This is a genomic window from Streptomyces sp. NPDC007905, from assembly GCF_042959345.1.
Classification (GTDB): domain Bacteria; phylum Actinomycetota; class Actinomycetes; order Streptomycetales; family Streptomycetaceae; genus Streptomyces.
In genome coordinates this window covers 16,333-41,487 of the sequence record NZ_JBIBKS010000023.1, presented here as the reverse complement: position 1 = coordinate 41,487, position 25,155 = coordinate 16,333, and the positions used below count along the sequence as shown (strand labels likewise).

The following is a 25,155-nucleotide window of genomic DNA, read 5'->3' as shown; positions in this document are numbered from 1 at the left end:
CGTGCGAATGGGCCAGGCTGGGAGCCACAGGCCCGGAAGAGAGGGGGACGGCTGCGATGGGGTGGTTCACCCGCGATGAGCCGGAAGAGATCGTTTTCGACGAAGTCATCGACACGGACGACACGATCTGGCCCGCGTTCACCGATGACGACGGCGTGCTGTGGATCGACGTGGACTACGACGTCGAAGTGACCATCAACCGGGCGATCGTCGACGGGCAGATCCGCGGAGCCGAGGTCGATGAATACGGCCGTATCTGGATCGACTACGACGACTGACCTCGAGGTTGGACGGTCTGTCCCGCACCCGAACCCGCGCGAAGGCGGGAGCCGGATACGAGGCAGGACGCCCGGAGTTCAGCGGACGTCGTTGCGGGTGCGGGAGAACATCCCGCGCTGGTGGCTGGTGTTGTTGATCTGCGTGTTCTGCACGACCGAGCCCTCGTAGACGTTCGTCGTGCTGCTGGACTTCGCCTCGGCGATGGCCGCACCGCCCGCGGTGAGCACCATGGCCAGGCCGGCGAACGGGGCGATGACGATGAGCACGAATCGCTCGAGGCCGGGCACGCTGACGAGGGACAGGCCCCGGAAGAGGAGCCAGGCCGCGCAGCCGAGACCGGTCGATCCGGCGCCGACGCCGATGCTCGCGACCGCCATCCCGGCCGCCCAGGCGGGCTCGATCCGCTTGTCGTCCTGCTTGACGGGCGGGGCGTCGCCGTAGGCGGGCAGCGGGGATTCGTCGCGGAACGACGTCGGGAAGTGGCGCACCGGCGCCTCGGGCTGGGGCCGGAACTCCGTTTCGATGATCCGCTTGGCTTCGGCGGCGGCCTCAGCCTCGGACATCGGGCGGCCGGCAGTGGGGGGGAAGTCCATGGGGTTTCTCCGTTTCGGGGCAGATGCGCCGCGCCCTCCCCGCCGTGGTGGCGGGGAGGGCGCGGCGCGGGGAGCGGTTCGGGGCGGGGTCGTCAGAAGGAGATGTGGGAGATCCATCCGGACACGGAGGCGATCGCGTTGCGGATGGCCGGGGCGATGCCGGTGGCGGCGAGGCTGAACCCGAACAGGGCGACCGTGAGGGTGGGCCAGAAGCGGAGGTAGCCCAGGCGCCAGAGGACGACGACGATGACGCCGGTGAGCAAGACGAGGGAGATCGACAGGGCCACGGTGATCGGTTTCCTTCTGTGAGCTGGGATGTGGTCAGTTGTCGCGCTGCCAGACGCCGCGCTTGACCGGCTTGGCCAGGCCCTTCGCCTTGAGCTGGGTGCAGGCGTTGCTGACGCTGGAGGGCTGGAAGCCGGGCAGGGCCTCGCGCAGCTCCTTGAGGCTCTTGGGCCCGTCGGCGAGCAGCGTGTAGATCTGGTCCTGCAGGCCGGGCTCCTCGCCGGGGTCAGGTGCCTCCCCGAACGGCGTGCCGAAGGGTGCGTCGAACAGGGCGGGAGCCTCGCCGCCGCTGGCGCCTTCCGTGTCGGCCGGCTCGGACGGGGTGCTGACGCCGGCGCTCTTCCTCTCGCCGCTGAACGCCTGGGCGAGGGTGTCGCAGTCGGCGTACGGGTTGCTGTGCCGGAGCGTGTAGAGCTCGGCAGCGGCGGCCGCGACCTTGGCCTCGCCGTCGGTGAGGCCGGTGGGCGGGTCCTCGCCGTACAGGGCGATCAGGTCGGGGTAGACGCCGTCGACCTTCTGGGCGAAGAAGGTGCGCATGAACTTGGCGCGGCCGTCGAGGAACATGTACGCCATGCCGGCGGTGGACTCGCCGTCCTCATCGTCCTTGCCGGAGAACAGCGCCTCGATCTGCCCGTTCTCGTAGATCCGGGCGGGGATGTTCTCCATCTGGAAACCGGCCGGGGCGATGCCGTCCAGGCCCATCTCCTTGGTGGAGGACGATGCGGTGCGCATGAGGAACAGCGCGCCGACCTTGCCCTGCTGGCGGATCGCATCGTCGTCGCCCAGGTCCTTGAGGTGCAGGGACTGGACGGCGAGCCGGATGCCGATGCCGACCTTGCGGCCGGTCTTCTGGATGTCGGCGATGAGGTAGGCGGTGGCCTTCCGCATCTCCTCATCCGGGTGCGAGAGCAGGCGGTTGATCTCATCGAGCGTGATGTTGATGAGCGGCCACGGCCGGTTGAGCGCGAAGTCGCCGCGGCCCATCTCGTTGGAGATCCGCTCGCGGTACTTCATGACCGCGTGCGCGACCGTGAGCATGATCAGCGTTTCCACCGGGCCCTTAGCGAACCAGTCGACCCGGCCCTCAGCCTCGGGCAGGGACATGCCGCCCTGGACGTCGCCGACCCAGGAGACGACACCGGAGCGCTTCTCCGCGGCGAGGATCAGGTTCTGCAGCACGGACTTGCCCGCGCCGGTGACGCCGGCAGTGATGCCGCGCAGCGCGCCCTGGCTGGGGTCCCACAGCCGCATCCGGGCGGGCTTGCCGTCGTGGCAGATGCCGATGGTGATGCGGCCCTTGTCGTCCATCGTCAGGTCTTCGACGGTGGCCTTGCGGACCTTCATCAGCGGGTCCGTCTTGTAGACGGAGACGACGCCCATGCGGATGCCGTCCGTCTCGATCACCAGCCGGGAGGGGTCGTCGATGCCGAAGGCGGAGCAGATCGCTGTGTGCGGCAAGCGGATCTCCTTGCCCGGAGGGGAGGCGACCAGGAGCACGATCCGGTGGGGTTCGGCGCGGTGGTCGATCAGTTCCACGCCGGGGGCTGCGCCGCCGGGCTTGGAGACGGCCGTCTCCCACAGCCCGCGCAGTCCCTCAGCGGCTCGTTCGACATCCTCGGTCGTAGGGCGGGCGATCACCCGCATGCGGCCGGGGCCGGAGCCCTGGACGGGGCGCAGGGTGACGGTGCGCACGGGGAAGTCGAACGCGGCGGCGAGCTGCGTCTCGTTGTAGGTGGGGACGGCCTTCCCGGCCTGGGCGACGATGACGGCCTCGAAGTCCGGCCGGTCGGGGCGGAAGCACTGGATGTTGACCAGGCGGGTGTCGCCGCCGGTGGCCTGCGCCCACTTCGCGGCGAGGAACTCTTCGTACGTCACCGGCTCCGGGGGACCGCCGTCGGCGGCCTGGTCCTGGTGCTCGGTGAGCTCGAGGACCAGGCCCGCGCTGCGGGTGAGCGGGGCCATCCATCCCGTCAGGGACGCCCAGGCGGCCGGGGCGACAACCTCCCACCAGTTGAAGCCGGGGGTGATCAGGTTCGCCAGGTAGGTGCCGGCGGCGGTGAGGAACGGGAGGGCGCGCTGCGCGCGGGTGATGACGTCCAGGCCCTGGTCGGGGTCCTTGGTCTTCGCGTACAGCCAGGCGATGGTGCCGGCCGCGACCCCGCCGCTGGCGAGGTAGGACAGCACGGAGTCATCCAGCTGCGGGCCGACGGCCATTCCGGCAGCGGCGAGGGCGTAGGAGGTGCGTTCGGCCAGGACGCGCCGGTAGATGACGTGGCCCGGGACGCTCTTGGTGGTGTCGGCGGCCGGCGCCGCCTGGTCGATGGTGCTCAACACAGCCTCCTTCAGGGGCGGGAACGGGGAGGGGCCGCGCCCGGCGTGCGGGCGCGGCCCTCGGTGGGGTGGTGGGGTTGTTCAGCGGCGTCGGCCGGTGCGCCGGTAGAAGCCGGGCTTGGCCTGCTGGACGCCGGAGCCGTTCACGGCCTCGTACACGCCGCGGTACTCGGTGTCGTGCGCCTGGTTGAAGCCGCGGGCGTCGTTGTCGACGCTGTCGGCGGCGTTGACCATCTCGCCGGAGGCCTCCGCGACCCCGTGCAGGGCGGTGGAGACATCCATGATCTGCGAGGTGAAGTGCGGCTCGACTTCGGCCGCGTCGCACATCTCCGACAGGCGGCTGGCCGCGTTGGCGTTGGCCCGCATGTGCGCCTTGAGCAGGTGCATGCCCTCCTTGAGGAAGAGCGCTGCGGCCGCGAGCTGGGCGGTCCGGCCGGACAGGGCCAGGAAGCCGTTGCCGCTGCTGGCGCCGCCGCCGACCCCGGGGATGGCGGGGAGGTTGTCACTCAACTTCTGTCTCCTCAGCCCTCGTTGTGGACGCGTGCGGACGGCACGAGCAGGCCGGCGTCCTCGGTGGCCTGCTGCACGGGCCGGTAGGCGTCGAACATCGCGTTCTCCACCGTCTCGGAGAGTTCCGCCGCCGCCAGCGACTTGGTGGACATCTCGTCGGCCTTGCGGGCCAGGACCTCCATGGACTCCGCCAGCTTGGCCATCGCAGCGCCGGTCAGGCGTCCGGTGACGTTGTGGCGCGAGCGCAGGTCGGCGGCGAGTTCGTCCAGGTCGTACCGGATCTGCCTCGCCTTGGCGGCGAGCTTCTTGCACGTCTCGTGCGCCTTGAACGACTGCTGTGTCAGTTCCTCGAGGACGTCGAGCGTGTCGTCGAGGGTGACCTCGGTCTGGTGCTCCGAGGACATCTCCGCGACGGCGGCGTCCCCGTACTTCGCCAGCCAGGCGTCACTCACGCTGTTCTCCTTCGTGCTCGTGCCGGCGGGCAGGCCCGCGCTCGGCTTCGCCGGGTCGGGTCGGGGGGAGTCGGCCCGCTCGACTGTGATCGGACCAGCCGGAGCGGACACCGCCGTGGCCATGCCCAGCGCCTCGAACGGCGACAGGCGCGGCTCGCCGGTGCCCGTCACCGTCCCCGCGCCCGTCGCCGGGCCGGGTGGGAGCGCCGTGGTACCACCGGCAACCGCAGCGGTGGCGGTCACCGGCTTGGGCGTGGGCCCGGTGGGCGCGGTCGGCTTCGGGGACGTCCCGCCGGCCGGGGCCGGGGTGGGCCCGGACACGGTGACGGGACGCGTCCTCATCCGGGCGCGCTTGCGGGCCCGGGCCTTGGCGGTGTTCCAGCTGCCGCCCTTGGCCGGTGCCTTCGGGGCCGGACCGGCGGGAGCGGTCGGCCCGGCGGGCTTGGTGCTCCCGGTCTTGGTCTTCGGGCCGGTCTTCTTCTTCGGCTTCTTGACCTTGACCTTCGTCATCACCGGCTTGATCCGCTTGCGGCGGCGCCTGAGGCGCTTCTCCGCCGTTTCGTGGATCGCCTCGCCCAGCGTCGTACGGCCGCGCGCCGCCGACTTCATGGCCCCGATGACCTTCCGGTTGTACTCGCGCTTGAAGCGGCGGCACTTGCCGCAGCGGCAGCCGTACTTGTCCACCGCCGCGAACGTGCCGTGCGCGATGCCCGGCGTGAGCGTGACCTTCTTACCCTTGCGGGACTTCCCGCCCGGCGCCTTGTGCACCGGCCCGACCGGGCCCGAGCCGCCGCGCTTACCGGACTTCGTCTTGCCCTTCTTGCCGCCGCCCTTGCCGGTCGGCGTCGGGCCGGAGCCGGTCTTGCCCGCGCCCTTCGACTTCGTCTTCGGGCCGGTGCCGGAGGTGGTGGTGCCGGGCTTCTTGCGCAGGATCCCGGACGGGCCGGTCGTGCCGCGCGGCGACTTCTTCGTACCGCTCTTGGGGCCCGTGCCCTTCCCCGTGCCGGTGCCCTTCGAGCCGGGTGCGCCCGTCCCGGCCCCGGTGCCCGAGCCCTTCCCAGGGCTCTTGGTGCCGGTGCCAGACCCAGAGGCGCCGGGCCCGCGCTTCCTTCCGCCGCTTGTGCCGGCGGAACCGCCGGAACCCGTGCTGCCCGGGCCGCGCTTGCGGTTCGTGCTCGAACCGCCGCCCGAGGACCCGGACCCCGAGCCGCCGGGGCTGCGCTTCTTCCCGCCGCCACCGCTGCCGGGGCCCTTGCTGCCGCCCGAGCCTCCCGGCCCCCCGGAGCCGGAGGAACCCGGGCCGCGGTTGTTCTTCTTGAGGTTGAGGCCGCCGCCCTGCGAGGTGCGGCGCGGGGAGGTGATCCCGGAGCCGCCCTTGCCGCCTCCCGAGCCAGAGCCGCCTCCGCGGCCGCCGCGCCCGCCGCCGGAGCTGCTGGGTGACTTCGTCGTCGGCGCGTTGCGCCTGCCCCCGCCCGAGCCGCTGTACGGCCCGCTGCCGCCCCGCCCGGACCTGCCGGGACCGGAGCCGGAGCGGCCTGACGGGCCTCCAGGACCCCGCTGGAGGGTCTTGCGGCCCCAATCATGGCTGGGCTGCAGCTGCTTCTTCGAACCGCCCCCGGAGGGGCTGTCCTTGGCCGTCGATGCGGTCTTCGCGACCGCCTCACGCTGCTCCCGCGACTCCCGCCGTCCGGAGATGGCGGTGTGGATGCCGCGCATCGCGGCCACGGACACCGCGAGGATCGCAGCCAGCGACAGCGCGCCCAGGCGCGGCGCGACGGGCTGCGCCGCCTCCGAGCGGAACGTCGCCGGGACCATCGCACCCGGTGAAGCGGGGGCCGCATCCGGCTCCGAGTCCGCCGTGAACGGGCTGCCCAGGCCAGGGTCGGCCAGGGCCGTGAGCGTGTCCAGCGGGGACGGTCGCGTCGCGGGTGCAAACCCTTCGGGGGCGTCCTCGGAGACGTCGGCCGGGGCCGCGAAAGGCACGTCGGCGGGGGCCGGATCGGGCGTCTCCGGAGGGGGTTCGGTGGGCTCGGTGTAGCCCACGCGGGGAAAGTGGATCAGGTTGTTGGGGCCGTCGTCGTCGGCCATGACGTCTCCCTCTCGGAGTTGACAGACGGTCACCGCCCGGGGCACCCTCACGCGCGCACGACACGCGCGCACATTGGGGGCCGCCGGGCGGCGAAGTAGAAGCGGTGATGAAGAAGAACTTCGTCACCCTCCGTTGCGCTTGTAGAAGTCGTGCAGCGTCGCGGTGAGCGCGCGCCACAGGTCCGGCTTGCCGTCGCGTTCGGCCTGCCGCGCCAGGGTCCGGCACGCGTCGTACCAGACCCCCGCGCGCTCCTGGTCACTCTTGGCCTCCGCGATCCGCGCGTTCCAGTGCTTCGCACGGTTTTGCGTCTGCCGAGGCGTCGTCAACGCCGCTCACCCCCGTTCGGGAAGTAGTCGTTGATCGTGCGCGTCGGAGCGACGTGGTCACCGCCGGACGCCATCGGCCACTGCTCCCAGGGGCTGTCCGGGGTGACGAACTCCGCCGGCCTCGCCTGCGGGACCTGGCCCGGAACCTCGGTCGGACCGCCGCTCAGCGAAGTCACCGACTTCTGAAGCGACTTCGCGACCGCAGCACCGGCCGCCGCCTGGCGGTTCTGCCTGCGCTCAGTCTTCCGGGCCGCCGCCAACGCCCGGCGCTGAGGGAGCTCCAGGACCTCGTTGACGTAGGTCGCGTACAGCGCCTCAGCCGCGGACGCGGCGTCCTTCGACGCCTTCTCCATGGCCCTGACCTGCCGCGACACCTTCCAGGCGCGGACCTTCTTGGACAGCCACCGGTCGCCGTCGATCTTCTCGCTCTCCAGGCGGCGGCGCACGATGTCGGCGATCTGCCCGTACTGCGTGGCGTCCTTCATGTGCTGGTCGCGGACGGTGGAGGTGAAGGCCCTCAGGCCCTCATCGGTGAACAGCGCGTTGATATCCATGAGCTGGGGTTTCTCCTTCTCGGGGCCGGGGGGATCTGGCAGGGTTCGGGGTGGCGTTTCGGCGCCTTCACCGCGCTCCCGGGGCGCTGACTTCGCCTCGGGGGCCGGTGGAACCGTCGAAACAGCTCGTTGGTGCAGGTCACTGCTTCGGGCGGTAGCCCTCGCGGAGCAGGTCGACCGCCTCCTGGCGGTACTTCGAGGCGGTGTCCGTGGAGGACACCTGCGTCTCGCGCTGGATGTCGGCGAGCAGCACCTGGTCGGCGTCACCGCCGGCCGCGAGGATCATCCGGGCGACCTTGCGCACCGCCCGCTCGCGCGGGGTGAGCTTCGCGGCGTCCTCGATTTCGACCGCGCGCCGCTCGATTTCGGCGGCGGCGAGCCGCTTTTCGGCGGCGCGGAACTCGGTTTCGGCTTCGCGCTCCCGGGCGGCCTGCGTGTTGGCCCGAGCGGCGGCCGCGCGCTCCTCTTCCTCCGCCTTCAGCCGGTCGGCTTCGGCGGCACGGCGGCGCGCTTCGGCAGCGGCCTCCTCGGTTTCGGCAGCGGCCCGATCGGCTTCGGCAGCACGCCGCCGGGCCTCCGCGATCTTGGCCGTCTCGATCGCCCGGCCCTCCGCCGCGGCGACCTTGTCGGCCTCCGCCGCTTCCTTCCGCCTCAGCGCTGCCTGGCGCTCCAGGTCGGCTGCGCGGGCGTCGGCGGCAGCCTGCGCCTCGCGCTCCTGGGCCTCCTTGCGCAGCGCCTCAGCCTCGCGGGCGCGCGCCTCAGCGACCAGCGCCGTCTCCATCGCCTTTTCCTCCAGCTCAGCGGCCCGCTCAGCGGCGCTGGCCTGGGCTCGGGCGTGGGCGCGGGCCTGGGCGGTCTGGCCTTCCACCCGGGCGCGGACGGCCTCGAGCTCGCCGTCGGCCTCCAGCCGGTCGGCCTCCGCCTTCTTCTGCGCGAGCTCCCGGCGTGTCTCCGCCTCCAGGCGTCGGCGCTCCGCCTCCTCCGCCCGCTTCTCCGCCTCGCGTTCCTGCTGCTCAGGCAGCGCGAGGGCCTCCGAGACGGTGTAGCCGTAGGCCGCCATCTTCATCGGCAGCTTCTCGTCGTCGCTCGCCTTGCTCAGGTCGCCCTTGTGCTTGCGCTTAAGCCACTGCTCGTAGGCGATGAGCTCCTGCTGGCGGCGGATCATCTCCGGGTAGGAGGTGACCCCGTACAGCCGCATCCGGCGGTAGAACCGCGGCGTGGCGACGGGGGACAGGATCCAGCGGTGCAGCGGGATGCGGTCGGTAGCTGTACCCGCTTCGAGCTGCGCTTTCTGGATGAACAGGCGCCGGGCGGCCTCCACGCCGATCACGAACAGGACCGGCATCACGCCGTGCGAGGCAGCCTTGACCGGGTCCGCGCCGATCTCGCCCTGGGCGGAGGCGTTGAACCAGATCGTCGCGGCGGTCATCCCGTGCGCGCCCATGCGCAGCACCGGCCACGGGATGCCCTTGAGGATCAGGTACAGGTCCAGCGCGAGGAACGCCAGGATCGACGCGTCCACGCCGATGGGGAACCAGCGCGACAGGTCCTCGCCGAATCCCCAGCTCAGCGCCACGTTGGCGAGCGTCTGGTACGACGTCGCGAAGCCGATGCCGCCGACCAGCGTGCCGGAGATGGCCGCGAAGTACGGCAGGGCCGCGGTGAAGCGGTCGCGCTTGGGCTTGATCGTCTTCCGCTTCTGCGCCTGCGAAACGCTCCAGGGCGCTTCCGAAGCCTTCTCCGGTGCGCTCGAAGCGGCGACCGGCGGACGCGAAACGGGGGTGTCGGGTGCCGCGTTCTGCGACGTCTCAGTGATCGTCATGAGGGCCTCCGGAAGGGCTCGTTCAGGGCGGGGTCGAAACAGCGGCCGGTGCTCCCGAAACGCGAGGCGTGCGTTCCCGAAACCGTGGTCCGCGGGGATGGTTGCTTGCGAAGCGGACACCGGCTCTACCCGCTCCAGGCGCACGAAAAGGCCGGCGGCCCGGGAGCCGGGCGGCCGGTCTGAGAGCGTGCTACGGGGCGGGCTCGAAACTGCTCTCGGCTCCCGCCGGGCGGGAGCGAAGTCAGCTGGCGTGCCGCTCGACGCGGCCCTCCTTCACCCACTCCTCCGCGATGACATGGAGGGTGGTGCGCCAGCTGCCGCTGTGGTCCTCGGGCCCGATCGGCGGTATGTCGCTGCCGAAGAGGAAGTCCGCGAGGCTGGCGGCGGTGGCTTCCGTACCGGGCTGGATAAGGGTCGTGGTGGCCATGGAGGCCTCCCTCGCATCAGGTCGGTCCGGGCTGTCCGGCTCCCCTTCACCGCCCGTCCCGGCCGCCGTGGTTCAGCGGTCGGTGCGGGCAGATCAGGCAGCCGCCAGAACGGATCAGGCAGCCTTGGTGCGGTTGCGGGCGGCCCGGCGCTTGATGCGGCGGCGGTCGTCCTCGCTCATCCCGCCCCAGACGCCGTGGCGCCCAGGAGGCGCAGCGCTCCAGCACTGGGCACCTACGGCACACCGACTTGGCCTCCTCGATCTGCAAGAGCGCCGGGCCGGTGTTGCCGATGGGGAAAAACAGCTCGGGGTCCTCTCGCGTGCAGGCGCCGTCCTCGCGCCAGTTCGTGTTGACCGGCAGGTAGGCGTCGGGGGCGTAGCTGGTGCGTACGATGGAGTCGCGATTCATCAGGGCCTCCCAGAAGGTCCAGAGCAAGAAATCAGCCCCGGGGTGGCCGCCCCGGGGCTGTTGCATGTTGTGGCGGCCGTATGGCCGGAGCGGGCGGGAGCTCCCGGCGCTCTCCGCCGGCCCCGGCCGGGAACGACGCGGGGACGACGGGCAGGGCCGGGGGATCAGCGCTGCTGTTTCTGGCGAGCGGTGTAGGCGTCCTGGAGACGGGCGAACCGCTCGTGGATCGGCACCCCCTCCGCGCACGGCGTCTCGCCCTGGCAGGCCAGGCAGTCGGCGGTGTGCTTGGTGGAGTCCTCGAACGCCTTCATGTAGCGGACGAACAGGTCGTCGGTCGGACGGGCGCTCACCGGTTGTCCCCAGCGCGCTCGTTCTCCGAGCGCCGGTTCTGCTCCCGGTTCTTCTGCGAGAGCGCCTCGCGTTCGGCGTCGGTCATGCCGTCACCGCCCAACCGGCCTGCACCGCAGCGATGCTGGGGACCAGGACCAGGACGACGTCGACGCGGGCGGCGTCCTCGGGCTCGTAGCCCTTTGCGTCGTCCTCGCGCTCGATGTCGTCGATGATCCCGGCCCGCGGCTGCGCCGTGGTGCGTGTCATGCTGTGCTGCATCAGGTCCTCCAGTCAGGTCCTGGACAGCCCCACGGGCCGCAATCCCAAGGGCTGTCGCGATCACTCCCCAATTGGGGAGCTGACTGCTTGTACGAGCAGCCACGGCCCCGGCCGCCCCCTTTGATGCGGGACGGCCGGGGCCGTGGTCGTTCGTCTCGGTGTGCAGGTCAGGCTGCTGACGTGGCCGGGTTCTTCCGCGCGTACCGCTTGCCCAGTTCGGCCTGACGCCGTTCGTGCGCCTTCACGTCCTTCGGCGCCAGCGGGACCTGGGGGCCGCGGAACTCGGAGAGCGATCCCGGGAGTCGCTCCGCGCACTGGTTGTTCGCCTTCTCGATCGCCTCGCCGCCGTGCTTGGCCCACTGCTGCCGACGCCCGGCCGGCCACTGCTTCGCCAACTCCCTTGCAATGCGGCGCTCCTGGCGTTCCATCTGCTCGCGGGCCTCGCGGCGGGTGGGTTCCAACTGGAGGGCAAGGACGTAGCGGCGGGCGAGGATGCCGCCGTCCGTGCAGTGCTGGCCGCCGACGCAGCGCGTGCATCCCTTGCGGTGGGCGAGGTAGGACTGGCGGGTCGTCTCCAGCGTGGCCTCCGCCTTGATCCGGGAGACCGGAGCGGCCGGGGCCGGGAGCGGCTTGTAGAACTGCCGGGCGGCGCGCCGGTTGTCCTGCGGCATCGCGTCGCGCAGCAGCCGGTCCTGCCGTGCCTGCCAGCGTCGGACGTCGATGTCGATGACCACGAGCTGGTTGCTGCCGGGGCAGGCGGGGTGCTTCTCGCCCTCCACGACCTTGTCGCTGATGCAGTGCTCGCGGATCTTGAGGACCTTGTCGCCCATGATCCGGCGCCAGGTGCGGCAGTCGGGGCAGGCGATCGACTTCGTCTCGCCGGGTCGGACGTTGAAGTCCTCCGGGGCCATGCTGCTGAGCTTGAGCGCCTCACGGCGGTTCGTGTTCTTGGTCCGGACGCGGCCGGGACGCTTGCGGGGCATCGAGTCCTCCTGACGTGGATCGGGTGCGGGGTGCTGCCTTCTCTGCCGCGCCAGGCCGGCCTTTCGGCAGGTTGGTCCTGGCGGACAGACAGCGCAGCAGCGCCGTTCGAGGTGGATCAGGTGGAGCTATTCGGTACAGGTGCCTAGGCCGGGGGAGCTCGGCTCACCCCACTGCCGCCGCTCCGAAGAGCAGTGACTCCTGCTGTTTTGCAGTGGCATTCGCAACCTCGTTAACGAGGTAAGCTAATAGAGTAGACGTATCCTCGTTAGCGTTGTCAAGAGAACTCGTTAACGAGGTACTTCGCCGCCTAACTTGTCTGCGGGTCAAGGCGGCGCCCCTCCGACGGCTCGATAGTCAGCGGCCCTAGGATCGCTAACGAGGTAGGGAGAGGCATGGCAAGTGAGACGAGCCCGCAGAGGCCGAAGTACCAGCGGATTGCCGACGACCTGAAGGCGGCGATCGAGTCTGGCGAGTACGGCCCCGGTGATCGGTTGCCGGGTGAGAGCGCGCTCGCCGCCCGGTACGGCGTTGCCGTGCTCACCGCCCGCCAGGCGCTCAAGATCCTGAGGATCGAAGGCCTGGTGGAAACGAAGAAGGGCGCTGGTGCCCGAGTCATCGAGTTCCGCCCGATCCGGCGCCACGGCATTCAGCGACTGGCATGTGAGCAGTGGGGCGCGGGCAAATCCATCTGGTCCGCCGACGAAGAGCGTCCAGTCACCATCGACGTCCGCGTCGATACCGTGGCGGCTCCCGTACACATCGCCCGGATGCTGAACGTGGACGAGAACGAACTCGTCTGCGCTCGATCCCGGCGCTTCGTGCTGGACGACAGGCCCGTCATGCTCGCAACCTCCTACCTGCCCCTCGGGCTGGTTGAAGGCACGGCGATCATGCGCGTCGACACCGGGGACGGCGGCACGTACGCCCGGCTCGCTGAGATCGGTCACGCGCCCGCACACTTCCGCGAGGAACTTCGGTGCCGACTCCCTGTAGCTGCAGAGGCCGAAGGACTGGCCATGCCCCTGGAGCGCCCGGTCATCAAGCTGTGCCGCACGGCCTTCGACGCTGAGCTTCGAGCTGTCGAAGTGAACGAGATGACCATGGACAGCGCGGCATACGTGCTGGAGTACGCCTTCGATGCCTGAGCGTCCCAACTCCGTCACCTCAAACCCCCTCATGACTGCTTGTCGTGTGGGGGCCATCACACTCGCCAGAGCCGAAACGCAACATCACAGCGCCTTGTCGAAGCTCGTGCGCACCGGCGTTCACGGGTTTTCAACATCCGCGTACACATGGGATTTCGGGGCTGCGCTCTAGGCTCGCGGCCATGACGACGACGGAGGGGAACAGGGTGGGGAAGCACCGGACAGGGTGGCGGCCGGACCGGCTGCGTGAGCAGCGTGAAGCTCACGGGCTGACTTTGGAGAAGGCCGGCGAGCGCCTCCGTGAGGTTGCTGAACAGGCCAAGCTCAAGGGCATCCCGGCCGCGAATCCCCAGACCCTGTGGCAGCACGAGCAGGGGGAGGTCTACCCAGGCCCGCATTACCGTCGCGCCTACTGTCTCCTGTACAGGGCGACGGAGCCGGACCTTGGATTCCGCGCTGCCCTGCCGGGGGAGGAGACCTCCTTCAAGCTCACGCCGATGGATGATCGACTCAACGGCGCGCATGTCCTCGCAGTCGAGCGTGCAGTTCACCGAATTGCGCCTGGCAGTGACGACGCCGATCACTTCGGGCTGCAGCAGCGGATCATTGACGCGTGGAAGCGTCGGCACACCGGTGGTGACCCGCACCGGCCGGTCCTGATCCTGGTCGGCGGGTACGCGGGCAGCGGGAAGACCGAGCTGGCGAGGTTCTTCGTTCAGCTCACGGGCTGGCCGCTGCTCGACAAGGATCCGCTGACCCGCCCGCTGGTGGAGAAGCTGCTGGTCGCGCTGGGTGGTGACTCTAATGACCGACACACCAACCTGTATCGCACCCAGGTCCGGCCGGTGGAGTACGACTGCCTGATGCAGTCCGCGATGGCCAACATCAAGTGCGGGATCAGCACGGTGCTCACGGCGCCGTTCATCGCGGAGATGACGGACCAGGCGTGGATGCAGCGCCTGACCAACCGCGCAGCGTCCATGGGCGTCGACGTCTATCCGGTCTGGGTCCGCTGTGACGAGGAGTCGATGCGCGAGTACATCGGCTTCCGTGGCGCGGCGCGAGATGCCTGGAAGCTGCAGCGGTGGGATGAGTACATGGCGACGATCGACCTGGATCTGCGGCCAGCGGTACCGCACCTGGTCGTCGACAACCGTCTCGGGGCCGCGGTCTCACTCGCGGACCAGGCCCGGCAGGCGATGGGGGCGATGTACTCGTGAGCGGCAAGCACGGAGTGGTGCTGTACGGCCCGCCAGCAGCAGGCAAGGACACCATCACCCGAGCGCTAACCGAACTCAACTCGCAGTACGCCCAGTTCACGCGGCTCAAGTTCGGGTCTGGAAAGCGGTCCGGCTACCGGATGGGCACTGCCGAGCAACTGCGCACATTGAAGACCGCGGGCGACGTCGTCTACGCCAACACCAGGTACGACAACACGTACGTCATCGACCGGCCCGGCCTCGACGCGGCATTCACGGCTGGAGTGCCGGTGGTCCATCTCGGGCAGGTCGACGGTGTCCGTGCCCTGGTCGACGGCTACCCGGCGAGCTGGGCTGTGGTGCTGCTGTGGTGCCCTCGCGAGACGACTGCGGAGCGGTCGGTAGGCCGAGGCGACAGCGACACCATGGCGCGGCTGGCGGCGTGGGACGCGACCCTCGAGGACTTGGACGCCCACCCGAGCGCAGTTTGGGACCTGACCGTGGACACCACGGCGGCGTCGCCGCAGGACGCGGCGCGGCTCATCGACCAGCTGCTGGCGCAGCGAGCAGCGGGAGCGGCGACGGCATGAGCGCGGGCTACGGCTGGGCGAGGCGGTCCAAGGCGTCAGTGAGCGTGAGCTTGCTGTCCTTGGCGTCGTTCCACCGTGCCAGCGTGGACGCGGCCGCGCGCAACATCTCTGGCGGAAGGCCGGCGGCCGCGAGGGTGTCGGCGGCTTCCTCCAGCTCCGGGCCCCATCGCCAGGCGCGCGCGGCGGTCTTGGCGACGTACTCCGGTTCCGCGAGATATGAGTCGGTGCGCTTCGAGGCCACCTCGAGGAGCTCCTGGTCGACGCCGTGCTCGCGCGCCATGCCGACCGCGAGCGCCACCAGCACCCGGCTGGTCTTCTGGAACGAGGCGTACGACAGCTTCAGCGCGGATGCCTTCCCCACCTCGGTACCCAGCACTGCCGTCTGGACAGCGGTGCCCGCGAAGAGTGCCTCGATGCGCGCGGTCGCGTCGCCCCCTCCGGACAGGTACAAGGTCGGTGACTTGCCTCCGACCGGCGGGGAGCCGACGACACCACCGTCCACGACGGTCGCGTCCGGTTCGAGCAGCGTGGCGATCCGCTGCACGCGCGTGGGGTTGATGGCGTTTGCCTCCACGTACACCCCGGCGAACTCGTGCGCGGCGACGTCGCGGGCCAGGTCCTCGGCAGCGGCCGGCGGGCAGAGGCTGATGACGACGTCGCTGCGCTGCAGCAGCTCCGGCAGGCTGGCCACTGCTTTCAGGCGGAACTGGGCGGCGCGCGCCGCAGATGCCTGGCTGCGCCCGGCTTCACACCACAGGACCTCGGCCGCGTTAGTCGCCGCGCAGGCGGCGACGGAGGCGCCCATGCTGCCGGGGTGGAGGATGCCAACAGTCGGCTGGTCCACGGTGCTACTCCGTCTCGTTGAGCAGGATGGTGATGGCGTCGGTGACGTCGTCGACGACATGGTGCGCGGCGCGAAGGCCGTCGGGCCAGGGCCGGCCGCGCAGCCAGACGGTGCGCAAACCAACCTGGTGGCCGCCGCCGATGTCCCCGGTCGGGTTGTCGCCGACCATCCAGCCGCCGTCGGCGAGCCTCACTTCACAGCGCGAAGCCGCGAGTTCGAAGAGGCGCCTGTCTGGCTTGCGGATCTCCAGGTCACCCGATACGGCGACACCATCGACCAGGTCGGCGAGGCCGGTCGCAGAGAGCTTGGCCCGTTGGATGTCGCTGGCGCCGTTGGTGACGATCCCTATCGTCCACGCGGCCGCGCGCAGGCGCGCCAGGCCCTCGAGAACCTCGGGCCGACAGGTGACGGCAGCCGCCATGAGGTCCACGTACTCCCGCCACAGCTGAGCGCCGGGCACCGCCAGGCCGAAGGTGTCATGCATCCGCGTGAAGTCAGCGGCGTTGGCTCGGTCAGCGAGCTCGGTGAGCAGCCAGTGCTCGATGTCCTGTGTGAAGCGGTGCCTGCGGCACAAGTCGGTCACGGCATCGTTGTATGCCGACTGCCGGTCGACCAGTGTGCCGTCGAGATCGAAGAACGCGGGGCGGGACACAGGCACGGACACTACCGGGCATCGAATGGGGTGCACTCACAGAGATCACTTCGTGTATCTTTTCAGGAACTGTTTCCTAGGATGGAGGCTCCGATGTCGGATCCGCTGCGTCGCGTCGATGCTCTGGTGGATGCCGGCACCCTCCCTTCGCCTCGCGTTCGGCAGCAGCTGCGCGTCGCCGCCGGCCTCACCCAGGCGGAAGTCGCCCACGCCATCGGCGTCCAGCGCGTCGCCGTCGCGCGATGGGAGGCAGGACTTACCAAGCCCCACCGCAGCAATCGACTGAAGTACGCACACTTCCTCCGTCGGCTGACCGAGAAGTACCCGGACGCCGCCCAGGAGGCGCCAAGTGAGGACTGATCTCATACCTGGTTTCAGGCACGCCGACTCCACCTTCGGAATCGAGGGGGTCGGGGTGACGTAGCCGCCACCGGCCGCGCGCCACGACGGTGGACTCGCAATCCACTGTGGCCGCGCGGCCCTTCAACCGCCTGGACTTCGCACCCAGCGCGGCTGCTCAGTTCTCGGTTCGCACCCGGTTCTGAGCTGCGGCTTATCAAGCCGCTGTTTCCCATCGGCCCCTCATCAGGGCCAGCAACACAACTGCAGAGCCCCTTTCGCAGGGGGCCTTGCAGCCCGGTTCCAACGGTTTCGCAGGCCGCTGGGACCACCCGTCCGAGTCCCCGTCAGCACATCCACAACAGGAGGTGCCTCTAGCTCTTCGTCCGGTCGCCCGCTCCTCGCGGAGGGGGCGTCCCGCCCATTCCCGAGAGATACGTCCAGCGATACGCCGGGCGATACACCACATGGAGAGGCGGTCGTCTTCATAGTGCACGACCTGGTGTCCCCTTGTCAGCCTGGCCATGTCCGTTTCACCCCGGTTCGGACTCTGCAGGCCTCCCGTGTGACGGGATCGACGTCCCGTTCATGCCGGTATACACGGTTCGTACCGGAGATTGGATTTCCGGTAGGAAGCTACAAGAGCAGCGCGTTTGGGATGGTCTCGCTGAGCGCGGTTGCGGCGTGGGCCGCCCCGCTCGTGCACCCGCTCTCGGAGGTCGTCGACAACTCCGTCGACGGCAGCGCCCGTGAGGGCGGCGTCCCGTGTGGCGGGACGGGTTCCAAGATTGTTGCCCGCCGTGCGGGAGCGCCGGGGGTGATCGGGGCTGAGCGTCCTCTGTCCACAGGCCGTCTCGTGCAGGGTCGGCGGGTGGATCAAGAAACGCGAGTTCTGCCTGCCGAGGGGGGTGTCCGCTTTGGCGTGTACATCGACCCGATGGCGACGCAGGCGATGTTGGGATGTCCGGCTCTTGCGGTGTCCGCCGCTGCTGTCGGGGCGGTGGGCCGATGAGCGCCGTGGCGGCGCCGGACGCGTTCGCACGCCCCCGTTCTGAGTGCGTGGACAGCTCCGTCGGTGGGGCCTCGCGCCGTCGGCTGCGGTCGGTCCCGTCGCAGGCCGGCCCGGCCGTCGCGCTGGAGCTGGGCAACCCGCTCCAGCTGACGGAGACGATGCGCACCCGGCTGCTCGCCGCGGTACGCGCCCTGGTGTCGGACCCGGCCTTGAAGGGGGCGGGCGACCCCGCGCGCCTTGCGGCGGTGGTGCTGATGGCGAAGGCGAAGGTCGCAACGAACTACCGCGCCACGATCACCGCAAGGGAGCTTGGCCGGTGGGTTGGCCTCAAGCCGTCCCGGATCGCCCACCAGGTTCTGCCGGAGCTGCGTGAGCGCGGCGTGCTGGGCTCGAACGAGACGACCAGCGCGGCCGGGCGGGCGACGGGCCTGGAGTGCTGGGTGATCCCGATGTACCGGGCGCAGCACGGCGGGGACCGGCGGCATGTCCTGGCGCTGTCGCGGGTGGAGCTGATCGTGCTGCTGAAGCTGATCGAGACGCTGTTCGCACCGGGCTGGGTGCACAAGGACGGCCGGACGACTCCGGCCGGGATGCTCGCGGACCGTACGGGGCGCGGGGCGGCGACCGACCGGCTCGGGCTGCTGCTGATGGTGCTGTCCTCGAACTCGCGTGGCTGGCTGCAGCTGTGCTCCGGCAGCGTGGACACCTCCCGGGGACGTCCGGCGGCGACGGCCGCGCGGCTGCTGGGCTGCTCGCCGGCGGCCGGGGCGAAGGTCCTAGCGCGGCTGCAGGAGCGGGGCGTGCTGACGGTGGAGCGCCGCGAGACGGCGTCCGGGCTGAACGCCCGCAGCCGGGTGCGGTTGCTGCCGGTCACCCAGGCCCACGGCGTGCTCATCCGGGAGGCCCGCGAGGCCGCCGCCTCGGTGTTTTCAGACCTCGCCGATAGTGCATCCGGAGATCATGAGACGGCCGGAGAGGCTGTGACCCCTGTGGGTACTGGGATGGAGGGCGCTGAGCAGGGGCAGGAGGCCGGTTCGGCAGACCTCGCCGTTGCTGCATACCTTCACGCCTCTCACGCTTCTGTGGTTACTCCGGTCTCTCCGCTCTCCCTCTCTGGTGGCTTTTCTGGCGAAGGCCGTGGTGGGAACCGTGGTCTGCCGGACCGCGCGTGCGTGCGCGAGGACGGCGGCCCGCTGCGCGGGGAACAGCCGAAGAAGTCCCCGTCGATCAGCAGCGAGAAGCCTGGCCGCGGGCCGGTGGCCGATGCTCCGGTGCGGGTGGTGGACGGTGCGGGTCAGGGCAGGCAGCAGCGGGGGAGGGTGCCCCTGCCGCCGGAGGATCTGCGGATCGTCCTGGCCCCGGTCGATCTGGTGTGGGCGCGGCTGGACCGTGCGGGCGCCCGGAAGCTGGTGGAGGCCGCCGCCCGCAGCGAGCTGACGCGGGTGATCGGCTTCGCCGGTCGCACCGACGGGCCGCAGGTCCTCGCCGACCGGCTCGCCCGCCGCCTGGCCGAACAGATGCGGCTGTACGGGCCGATCACCGACCCGGTGGGCTGGCTGCTGGCCCGGGGACTGCCTCAGCGCCAGCAGTGCGGTGACGCCCTGTGCGACGACCGGCTGCTGCTCGACTCCGGCCGGGACTGCCCGCGCTGTGAGGAGAAGCAGGCCGACCGCCGTGCCCAGCGCAGTGCGGTCGCGGCCGCCGTGGACGCCGCGATGCCCGCCGCCTCCGAGGCGGAGCGCCGCGCGGCCGCCGACCGGCAGTTGCACGAGCAGGTGACCGCCCAGGCATGGGCCCGCGAGCACAAGTGGGAGCAGGTCCGCGCCCGGCAGGCCGCCGCCAAGGCCCGTGCCGCCGAAGCCGTGGCCGCGCAGCCGGCCGACGACGTCGTGGCCGCGCCGGCGGCCCCGGTCGTGCTGCCCGCGCCGCGCCCGGCCGCCGTCGTACCTGCTCCGGAGCCGGAGCGCGCCGACGTCGACGACGACCAGGAGCTGGTCCTCGAGGAGCTCACCCGGGAGCAGGTCCTGGACTGGCGCAACCGCGCCGCCGCCGACCACCAGCTGGTGTTCGACCACATCGACCGGTACGGCGAGAGGTCGGCTCAGCGCTTGTTCACCCGGGCGTTTGTCGCCCAGGTGCAGCGCCTGGCCGGTCTCGGGCATCTGGACCTCGGCTACGCCACCTGGGGGCAGGCATGAGCGGCAGTGAGGTGTCCGGGGTCGACCTGGCACGGGTCGCGCTGCGGGCCGCGATGGAGGCGGCACGCAAGAACGGCAGCGGCCAACGTGGCCCACTAGGTCCACGGCGCCGACGTTGGGGACTCGAGGACTCCGTGAGGCGCACCGATGGTGCGACGCTGCTCGAGTTGCGTGACTGGCGGAGTTGTCCAGCTCAGGCAAGTGGCATACCCAGAAAAAGTTGCCTGCAACCGGAACTTTACTGAGCCGGTAAAGTCGCCGTTTCTGAGCAAGTTTGCTTGCTTCACGTGTGATGATGGTTTCGTGGAATCTCCGCTGATCAGAGAAGCGCACCTGCTGGAGCAGGGCATCCAAGCCCTGAGCGGCCTGCTGGGGCCGGAGTGGCAGGTCACGCAGCGCCCGAACAACAGCAAGGTCTTCGATGCTCTCCTGGAGGTAAGGGCGGAGGGGGACAGCACCTTCACGCAACTACTGGTGGAAGCGACGCAGGCGGTATCACCACGGTTCGTGATGGAGCGGCTGGTGCCCCAGGTGCAGCTGCTCCGTGAGGTCAATCACTACTCAACTCTGCTGGTCATAGCACCGTGGATCTCATCGCAGGCCCGTGATCTGTTGCGGCAGAACGGCATCGCTTATCTGGATCTGACCGGTAATGTCGGCATTCGCGTGTCGCGACCGGCCATCATCATCCACACAGTAGGAGCCGAGAAGGCGCCGCGGTCTGCTCGGCGGGAGTCCAGCAGGACCACTCTGGCGGGGCCGAAGGCAGGCCGCCTTGTTCGGCTCCTGGCCGATGTGCCGCCACCTCACCGAGCCACTGACTTGCACCGGACCTCCACGCTGAGCCTCCCCTACGTGTCCCGGCTCCTAGACACCCTGGAAGACCAGCTCCTGATCCACCGCAAGGGCCGACTCATCACGGACGTCGACTGGGTTCAGCTTCTGCGCGCACGGGCCCAGGAGACCAATCTCCTCTCCCCTGGGTCGTACCGGGGAGCGCTGGCTCCCAATGGTGTATCCGCCCTGCTGCAACAGATCCCGCAGCTTTCCACGGAGCATGTCGGTGGTCTCTCAGCCATCGACGGTCTCTCGGTCACCGGCTCCTACGCCGCGCAGCGCTTTGTTCAGGTCGCCGTGGGCGGCCAGCTGGTGCTCTACGTCGCACCTTGGCTGGACGTCGACGATCTGGCCGATGACCTTGGACTCCTGCCGGTCGCCGATGGCGCGGACGTCCTGCTGCTGAACGAACCGGACTCCTTCGTCCGAAGGGGGGCGGAATTCGTCGACGGCGTACAGTACGTCGCGCCCAGCCAAGCGGTAATCGACTGCCTGGCTGGCCCAGGCCGGATGCCTGCCGAGGGTGAGGCTCTCCTTGAGTTCATGGAGCGCTGGCCCGAGAAGTGGCGGGCTCCCAAGAACGACGCCTGGACACGGCCCGTCCAACACTAAGATCGCAACGCAGGACGCAAGCCGACGAGAGCGCGAGGCACCATGTCACAGGTTCCGGAGGGCGTCGACCCCGATCAGCTGACGGTGGTTGCCCGGCGCGTTCTCCTCGACGGCCTGGTCGCGTTGAGCCCTCACCTCGACGCCCTGACTGTCGTAGGTGCGCAGGCCGTCTACCTGCGCACTCCGGACGCGGCGATCCGCAACTCGCCTTTCACTTCCGACGGCGACCTGAGCATCGACCCCGCACTTCTGGAGGATCAACCGCTTCTCGATACATCTCTGCGCGAGGCCGGCTTCACGCTGAAGAAGGACAGCGAACCCGGGCTTTGGGAACGGCAGGAGACCGTGGGCGACCAGGTTGTTCCGGTGGAACTGGATCTCCTCATTCCCCGGCAGCTCTCTCCAAAGAACGGGCGTCGCAGCGCCAAGGTCCCGCCGCACGGCACAATGTCCGCGCGCTGGATCGAGGGCCTTGAGGTCGCCGCTGTGGACCGTTCTCCTCTGCCCGTCGGCAGCCTCGACCCTGCCGACGATCGCTCCGTCACGGTCAACGTCGCCGGCCCTGCAGCCCTTCTGGTCGCCAAAGCCTTCAAGATCACCGACCGGCTTAGCCAGGCCGAGAAGCGTCCGGACCGCCTGACCGACAAGGACGCAGGTGACGTCCTGCGCATCATGATGACCACCAGGGCACGGCAGGTCTCCGAAACGTTCACCGTTCTGTGCAACGACCCGCGCGTGGGCGACGTTGCGGCGGATGGGCTGGGGAAGCTGCACCAGCTATTCGGCGGGCGTGCCACCCCCGGCGTCGACATGGCTGTCAAGGCGCTTGCAGGCTCCCTTGAAGAGGATCGCGTCCGAAACCTCGCCCCTGCCTTCATCTCGCGCCTGACGGAATAGCCCCTCCCGAGACCATGCCATGCGGGTAACGGACTTGCCCTGGCCAAAGGCTTGCAGCTAAACACTGGGAACTCACGGCGAGCGGTGGGAGCCCGCCTTGCGAAATTTCCGGTGACGCGACGGCGGCCAGCCCAGCCGAGCATCTCGGCTGCGGCCAGGGCGGTAGGGAAGTCGTTGGCGAGGCGGGCCATGCCGCGGAAGTTGGCCAGCGACGGCTACCACCGCGCGCTCGCCGCCCACCGACAGGCCACATCGCCCCGCCTGGTCGACCAGGACATCGCGGCGGCGGTTGAGCGGCAGGCCCGGGCAACGCGCGAACCCAGCGCCCGCGTCTTCCCCGAGCTGGCCGGACCTGCGGCAAGCCGCCGCCGTCTGGCCCTGGCACAGACCGCGCCTGGTCAGGCGGCCGGTCCGGCCGGGGCGTTACGCAGCAGGTTTCAGGGTCCCGCCGATCCGGGAGATGAGGATCGGGTGCGTGGGGTGGTGGGCGAAGTACTGCTGGACGTCGTCGTACAAGGCACCACACACCGGCAACGATGGCCACACCTCCCGATGCGATTCGCGGGCCCTACAGAACCGATCCGGCGTACGTTGCCACGGCCCAACCGCAGTTCGACCGGCGGTAGCTCAGCCGGTACGGCTGCTGTCCCGGACGCCCAGCGTCGATAATCTTTCTGCGACTCGGCGGCGGGGCGCAGGCCCACTGCTGCGGCCGTGGCGCGCGCGCCCGTGAATTTGCGGAGCCGAATGGGTGGACCTCATGCACGCCGTACGGCGATCGAGGCTTACCGTCGCGCCACTGACTAGCAACAGCCGGCCCCGCACGTCGTCGAAGCCGGCTGTGTAGGGCGCCCGCGCGTCAACACGGACGACCGCATCCGTGCGGTTGGTTGCTGGAGCCAGTCACGTACGGAACTACGTGGAGGGTGGCAGCCCTGGTCCGCTCACGGCAAACAGAACTGGGACGGAACGCGCGAACTGACCCCTCCCCGGCGGCTCGTCGGCGCCGGGCTCCGGTCAGGCATGGAGAACAGCCAGGCCACCGGTCTCGCCGGAATTGACCACATGCTGTCTCAGATACGGTGCCGCCCGAAAATCGGGTCTGCCTCAAATCAGCACATGGGACAAGTGTGCATCAACGGAATGTCTGCGGCCCGTTGTGGTGGCACCATGCTGTCACGCCGCGACGCAGCGTCAACTGCCCGTGGCCTATGACAAATTGCTGGAGCCAGTCAGGTTCACAGCCGCTGGCCGTGGACCGCCCGCACGTAGGGACCTTCCTCATGCACGATTCTGTGGCGCGCTGCGTCGTACCCAACAGCTCTGCCCGCTGCCAGCTCGGCGGAGCGGAAGCCGCCGTCATCGTGGTGATCATCATCATGGCGTCCGCCCTGGCCCTGAACGGCATGCCGCACACGGAGGTGCTGTCCCTGTTGGGCGCGGCTGGCCTGCTGTCGGTGAGCGTGACACGACTGGCCACCGGTGCCGCGGCCCGGGGCCTGCGCAACCTTGCCCGGGTCCATTCGGCCTCCCTGCCCCGGTAGGCGCGATCGTGGGACGAACCGAGAACCCAGTCCCGCGCCCGGACAGCGCCCTTGGCCGGCTCGCGAGCCACCTCCGGCGGTGCAGGGCCCGTGCCGGCCTGACCAACGCGGCATTGGCGGCCCGTACGAAGTACAGCGCCACCACCCTGCAGCGGGCTGCGGGCGGCACCGCCCTGCCCACCCTCAGGGTCGTCTTAGCGTACGAGGAGGGGTGCGGCCTAGCCGACGGCGAAGCGCGCCGGCTATGGGAGCAGGCCCGGCAGATGGCAGGACTCCACGACCGGCGGCGGGCGGTGCCGCCTCATCCGGGGAAGGCGCCCCGGCCGGACCTGATCGCTGACCGGGCAGACATGAGCCGGGCACTGCTGGATCTACGCGAGCGCAGCGGACTGACTTACCGCGCCATGGAGCACAGACTAGAAGGACGGCCCGAGTTGGGGCCGCTGTCGCGCTCGACAGCACAGCGCATACTCACGCGCCAGTCATTCCCCACCAGCCATCGGCAGCTGCTGGCTCTGCTTCACGCCTGCGCCGTGCCTCAGCGGACCTGGGGGGACTGGGGGCGCGCGTGGAAGAAAGTGAACCGGACACAGGATCGGAAAGAGCCAGCGATCACCCCGGCCCGGAAACTGGCAGCCCGCGAGGCGGAAGCAGAACTGGCCCGGTACGAACTTGAATCAGTGGAGCCGTTTCGAAGCCCGACGGCGGCGTGGAGCGTCCGCTGCGGCATCTGTGGTGATCTCTTCCGGGTTCGGCTCGGTGACCTAGGCACCGATTGGGTCGGGTGCCCCAACCGGTGCCCCACTGCACTCGTGCGGTCTGTGGCCGATGCGCTGCTGGAGCAGGCCCCCACGTCATGCCCCCGTTGTGAGAGCCCGGTTGCCGCGGCGCCGCACACCGCATCGCTGGAAGGCTGCCCCGTATGCGGTGATGCGCTGTTTCCTGAAGCCGCGCCGCCGTCGGGGGGCAGATACGGCGACAGCTCCTCCTTCTGACTCGCTGGAGTCACAGCCCCTCACTAACAATCCGCCGACCATCCGGGATACCGCATGACCGAGCAGGCCGCGCACGGACAACAGCTCGTGCCAGTGCACTACCACCAGTTCAGGATCAGCGATGAGGACGGCCGCGTCGGCCCCGACCTGCCTCCCGAGCACAACGGCTTGGTCAAGTGCAAGACGTCATTGCCTCAGTCCTCACCGGCATCCACACCGGCGACGTCGACGTCACCGTCACCTTCCACACCAACGCCCCCCAGCCCGGGGGCGCCGAATGGGAGGAGATCGTCGAAATCTCGCTGCACTCCGCATCGGGTGAACTGATGGTGCGCGGTCTGATGGCCGACCTCGATGAGGAGCTGCCCGAGCTGTCGTTCGACGGCCCCGGCGACTACCGGCTGCGCGTCCACGCACGGGGCCGGGACACCGCCATCGACCTTACTCCGGACGACGTCACCGAGTGGTACCTCATCCAGGTATGGTCCGCACCGGCCCAAGAGGCGGTGGTGCTCCGCCAGATTGATAGTTACGGTGCATCTGTCCGAGCAGGGTGACCACCACCGGCTTGGTTCAGCAGCTGTGATGACGTGAGCCCCGGAGCCAGTCCGGGGCTCACTG

Annotated in this window: 25 protein-coding genes and 2 pseudogenes; 11 read left to right on the top strand and 16 right to left on the bottom strand. The window is 69.8% G+C overall.

Features of this window, described 5'->3' with window-relative positions; genetic code table 11:
* Nucleotides 1–56: 56 nt before the first annotated feature.
* Entirely contained in the window at nucleotides 57–278 is a 222-nt protein-coding gene (locus ACFZDC_RS32855) for a hypothetical protein (protein WP_391329473.1), read from the top strand.
* 78 nt (nucleotides 279–356) lie between these two features.
* Here ACFZDC_RS32855 and ACFZDC_RS32850 read toward each other — a convergent pair whose 3' ends face one another.
* From ACFZDC_RS32850 to ACFZDC_RS32785, 14 genes and pseudogenes are all read right to left on the bottom strand, one after another.
* Complete coding sequence (locus ACFZDC_RS32850; protein WP_391329472.1) at nucleotides 357–872, bottom strand: hypothetical protein; 516 nt, start codon at nucleotides 870–872, stop codon at nucleotides 357–359.
* Nucleotides 873–964: 92 nt separating this feature from the next.
* Nucleotides 965–1,159 (bottom strand): hypothetical protein, encoded by a 195-nt coding sequence (locus ACFZDC_RS32845; protein ID WP_391329471.1) that lies wholly within the window; start codon nucleotides 1,157–1,159, stop codon nucleotides 965–967.
* 34 nt (nucleotides 1,160–1,193) lie between these two features.
* A complete protein-coding gene (locus tag ACFZDC_RS32840; protein ID WP_391329469.1) occupies nucleotides 1,194–3,488 on the bottom strand; it encodes a winged helix-turn-helix domain-containing protein in 2,295 nt (764 codons plus the stop codon).
* Between the two features lie 81 nt (nucleotides 3,489–3,569).
* Nucleotides 3,570–3,998: a conjugal transfer protein TraB gene (locus ACFZDC_RS32835; RefSeq protein WP_391329467.1), complete on the bottom strand. Its 429-nt coding sequence runs from the start codon at nucleotides 3,996–3,998 to the stop codon at nucleotides 3,570–3,572.
* Nucleotides 3,999–4,009: 11 nt separating this feature from the next.
* Nucleotides 4,010–6,538 (bottom strand): hypothetical protein, encoded by a 2,529-nt coding sequence (locus ACFZDC_RS32830; RefSeq protein WP_391329465.1) that lies wholly within the window; start codon nucleotides 6,536–6,538, stop codon nucleotides 4,010–4,012.
* 123 nt (nucleotides 6,539–6,661) lie between these two features.
* Nucleotides 6,662–6,865 carry a hypothetical protein gene (locus ACFZDC_RS32825; RefSeq protein WP_391329463.1) on the bottom strand — a complete coding sequence of 68 codons (204 nt, stop codon included), beginning with the start codon at nucleotides 6,863–6,865 and terminating at the stop codon, nucleotides 6,662–6,664.
* Nucleotides 6,862–7,419, bottom strand: a complete 558-nt coding sequence (locus ACFZDC_RS32820; protein ID WP_391329461.1) for a hypothetical protein — start codon at nucleotides 7,417–7,419, stop codon at nucleotides 6,862–6,864. Before ACFZDC_RS32820 ends, ACFZDC_RS32825 begins: the two co-directional genes overlap by 4 nt.
* 139 nt (nucleotides 7,420–7,558) lie before the next feature.
* Nucleotides 7,559–9,241, bottom strand: coding sequence for a DUF2637 domain-containing protein (locus tag ACFZDC_RS32815; RefSeq protein WP_391329459.1), 1,683 nt, complete (start codon nucleotides 9,239–9,241; stop codon nucleotides 7,559–7,561).
* A gap of 241 nt (nucleotides 9,242–9,482) precedes the next feature.
* The gene (locus ACFZDC_RS32810; protein ID WP_391329457.1) at nucleotides 9,483–9,668 is read right to left on the bottom strand and encodes a hypothetical protein; all 186 of its coding nucleotides are present in this window, start codon (nucleotides 9,666–9,668) and stop codon (nucleotides 9,483–9,485) included.
* A gap of 114 nt (nucleotides 9,669–9,782) precedes the next feature.
* Nucleotides 9,783–9,972, bottom strand: a pseudogene (locus ACFZDC_RS32805) (WhiB family transcriptional regulator).
* Nucleotides 9,885–10,073: pseudogene (locus tag ACFZDC_RS32800) on the bottom strand (hypothetical protein); the annotation flags it as partial. The pseudogenes ACFZDC_RS32805 and ACFZDC_RS32800, both read right to left, overlap by 88 nt.
* A 168-nt stretch (nucleotides 10,074–10,241) precedes the next feature.
* Complete coding sequence (locus tag ACFZDC_RS32795) at nucleotides 10,242–10,427, bottom strand: hypothetical protein (RefSeq protein WP_391329456.1); 186 nt, start codon at nucleotides 10,425–10,427, stop codon at nucleotides 10,242–10,244.
* A gap of 82 nt (nucleotides 10,428–10,509) precedes the next feature.
* Complete coding sequence (locus tag ACFZDC_RS32790; RefSeq protein ID WP_391329455.1) at nucleotides 10,510–10,674, bottom strand: hypothetical protein; 165 nt, start codon at nucleotides 10,672–10,674, stop codon at nucleotides 10,510–10,512.
* Nucleotides 10,675–10,853: 179 nt separating this feature from the next.
* Nucleotides 10,854–11,669, bottom strand: coding sequence for a hypothetical protein (locus ACFZDC_RS32785; protein WP_391329453.1), 816 nt, complete (start codon nucleotides 11,667–11,669; stop codon nucleotides 10,854–10,856).
* Nucleotides 11,670–12,062: 393 nt separating this feature from the next.
* Between ACFZDC_RS32785 and ACFZDC_RS32780 the strand changes: the two genes are divergently transcribed.
* From ACFZDC_RS32780 to ACFZDC_RS32770, 3 genes are all read left to right on the top strand, one after another.
* Nucleotides 12,063–12,815 (top strand): UTRA domain-containing protein, encoded by a 753-nt coding sequence (locus ACFZDC_RS32780; protein WP_391329451.1) that lies wholly within the window; start codon nucleotides 12,063–12,065, stop codon nucleotides 12,813–12,815.
* Between the two features lie 182 nt (nucleotides 12,816–12,997).
* Nucleotides 12,998–14,035, top strand: a complete 1,038-nt coding sequence (locus ACFZDC_RS32775; protein ID WP_391329450.1) for an AAA family ATPase — start codon at nucleotides 12,998–13,000, stop codon at nucleotides 14,033–14,035.
* Nucleotides 14,032–14,604: a guanylate kinase gene (locus tag ACFZDC_RS32770; protein ID WP_391329449.1), complete on the top strand. Its 573-nt coding sequence runs from the start codon at nucleotides 14,032–14,034 to the stop codon at nucleotides 14,602–14,604. Before ACFZDC_RS32775 ends, ACFZDC_RS32770 begins: the two co-directional genes overlap by 4 nt.
* Nucleotides 14,605–14,611: 7 nt before the next feature.
* On the opposite strand, the gene ACFZDC_RS32765 is transcribed toward ACFZDC_RS32770, so the two are convergent.
* Both ACFZDC_RS32765 and ACFZDC_RS32760 read right to left on the bottom strand, forming a co-directional pair.
* Nucleotides 14,612–15,448 (bottom strand): DUF1932 domain-containing protein, encoded by an 837-nt coding sequence (locus ACFZDC_RS32765; protein ID WP_391329447.1) that lies wholly within the window; start codon nucleotides 15,446–15,448, stop codon nucleotides 14,612–14,614.
* A gap of 4 nt (nucleotides 15,449–15,452) precedes the next feature.
* Nucleotides 15,453–16,100 (bottom strand): HAD hydrolase-like protein, encoded by a 648-nt coding sequence (locus ACFZDC_RS32760; protein WP_391329446.1) that lies wholly within the window; start codon nucleotides 16,098–16,100, stop codon nucleotides 15,453–15,455.
* Between the two features lie 93 nt (nucleotides 16,101–16,193).
* On the opposite strand from ACFZDC_RS32760, the gene ACFZDC_RS32755 reads away from it, so the two are divergent.
* From ACFZDC_RS32755 to ACFZDC_RS32725, 7 genes are all read left to right on the top strand, one after another.
* The gene (locus ACFZDC_RS32755) at nucleotides 16,194–16,460 is read left to right on the top strand and encodes a helix-turn-helix domain-containing protein (protein ID WP_391329444.1); all 267 of its coding nucleotides are present in this window, start codon (nucleotides 16,194–16,196) and stop codon (nucleotides 16,458–16,460) included.
* Nucleotides 16,461–17,498: 1,038 nt separating this feature from the next.
* A complete protein-coding gene (locus ACFZDC_RS32750; RefSeq protein WP_391329442.1) occupies nucleotides 17,499–19,649 on the top strand; it encodes a hypothetical protein in 2,151 nt (716 codons plus the stop codon).
* Between the two features lie 303 nt (nucleotides 19,650–19,952).
* A complete protein-coding gene (locus tag ACFZDC_RS32745; protein ID WP_391329441.1) occupies nucleotides 19,953–21,098 on the top strand; it encodes a hypothetical protein in 1,146 nt (381 codons plus the stop codon).
* A 42-nt stretch (nucleotides 21,099–21,140) separates the two neighbouring features.
* Nucleotides 21,141–21,995, top strand: coding sequence for a hypothetical protein (locus tag ACFZDC_RS32740; protein ID WP_391329439.1), 855 nt, complete (start codon nucleotides 21,141–21,143; stop codon nucleotides 21,993–21,995).
* 1,283 nt (nucleotides 21,996–23,278) lie between these two features.
* Nucleotides 23,279–23,539, top strand: a complete 261-nt coding sequence (locus ACFZDC_RS32735; protein WP_391329437.1) for a hypothetical protein — start codon at nucleotides 23,279–23,281, stop codon at nucleotides 23,537–23,539.
* An 8-nt stretch (nucleotides 23,540–23,547) separates the two neighbouring features.
* Nucleotides 23,548–24,534 (top strand): helix-turn-helix domain-containing protein, encoded by a 987-nt coding sequence (locus ACFZDC_RS32730; protein WP_391329435.1) that lies wholly within the window; start codon nucleotides 23,548–23,550, stop codon nucleotides 24,532–24,534.
* Between the two features lie 176 nt (nucleotides 24,535–24,710).
* Nucleotides 24,711–25,091, top strand: coding sequence for a hypothetical protein (locus tag ACFZDC_RS32725; RefSeq protein ID WP_391329433.1), 381 nt, complete (start codon nucleotides 24,711–24,713; stop codon nucleotides 25,089–25,091).
* Nucleotides 25,092–25,155 lie beyond the last annotated feature (64 nt).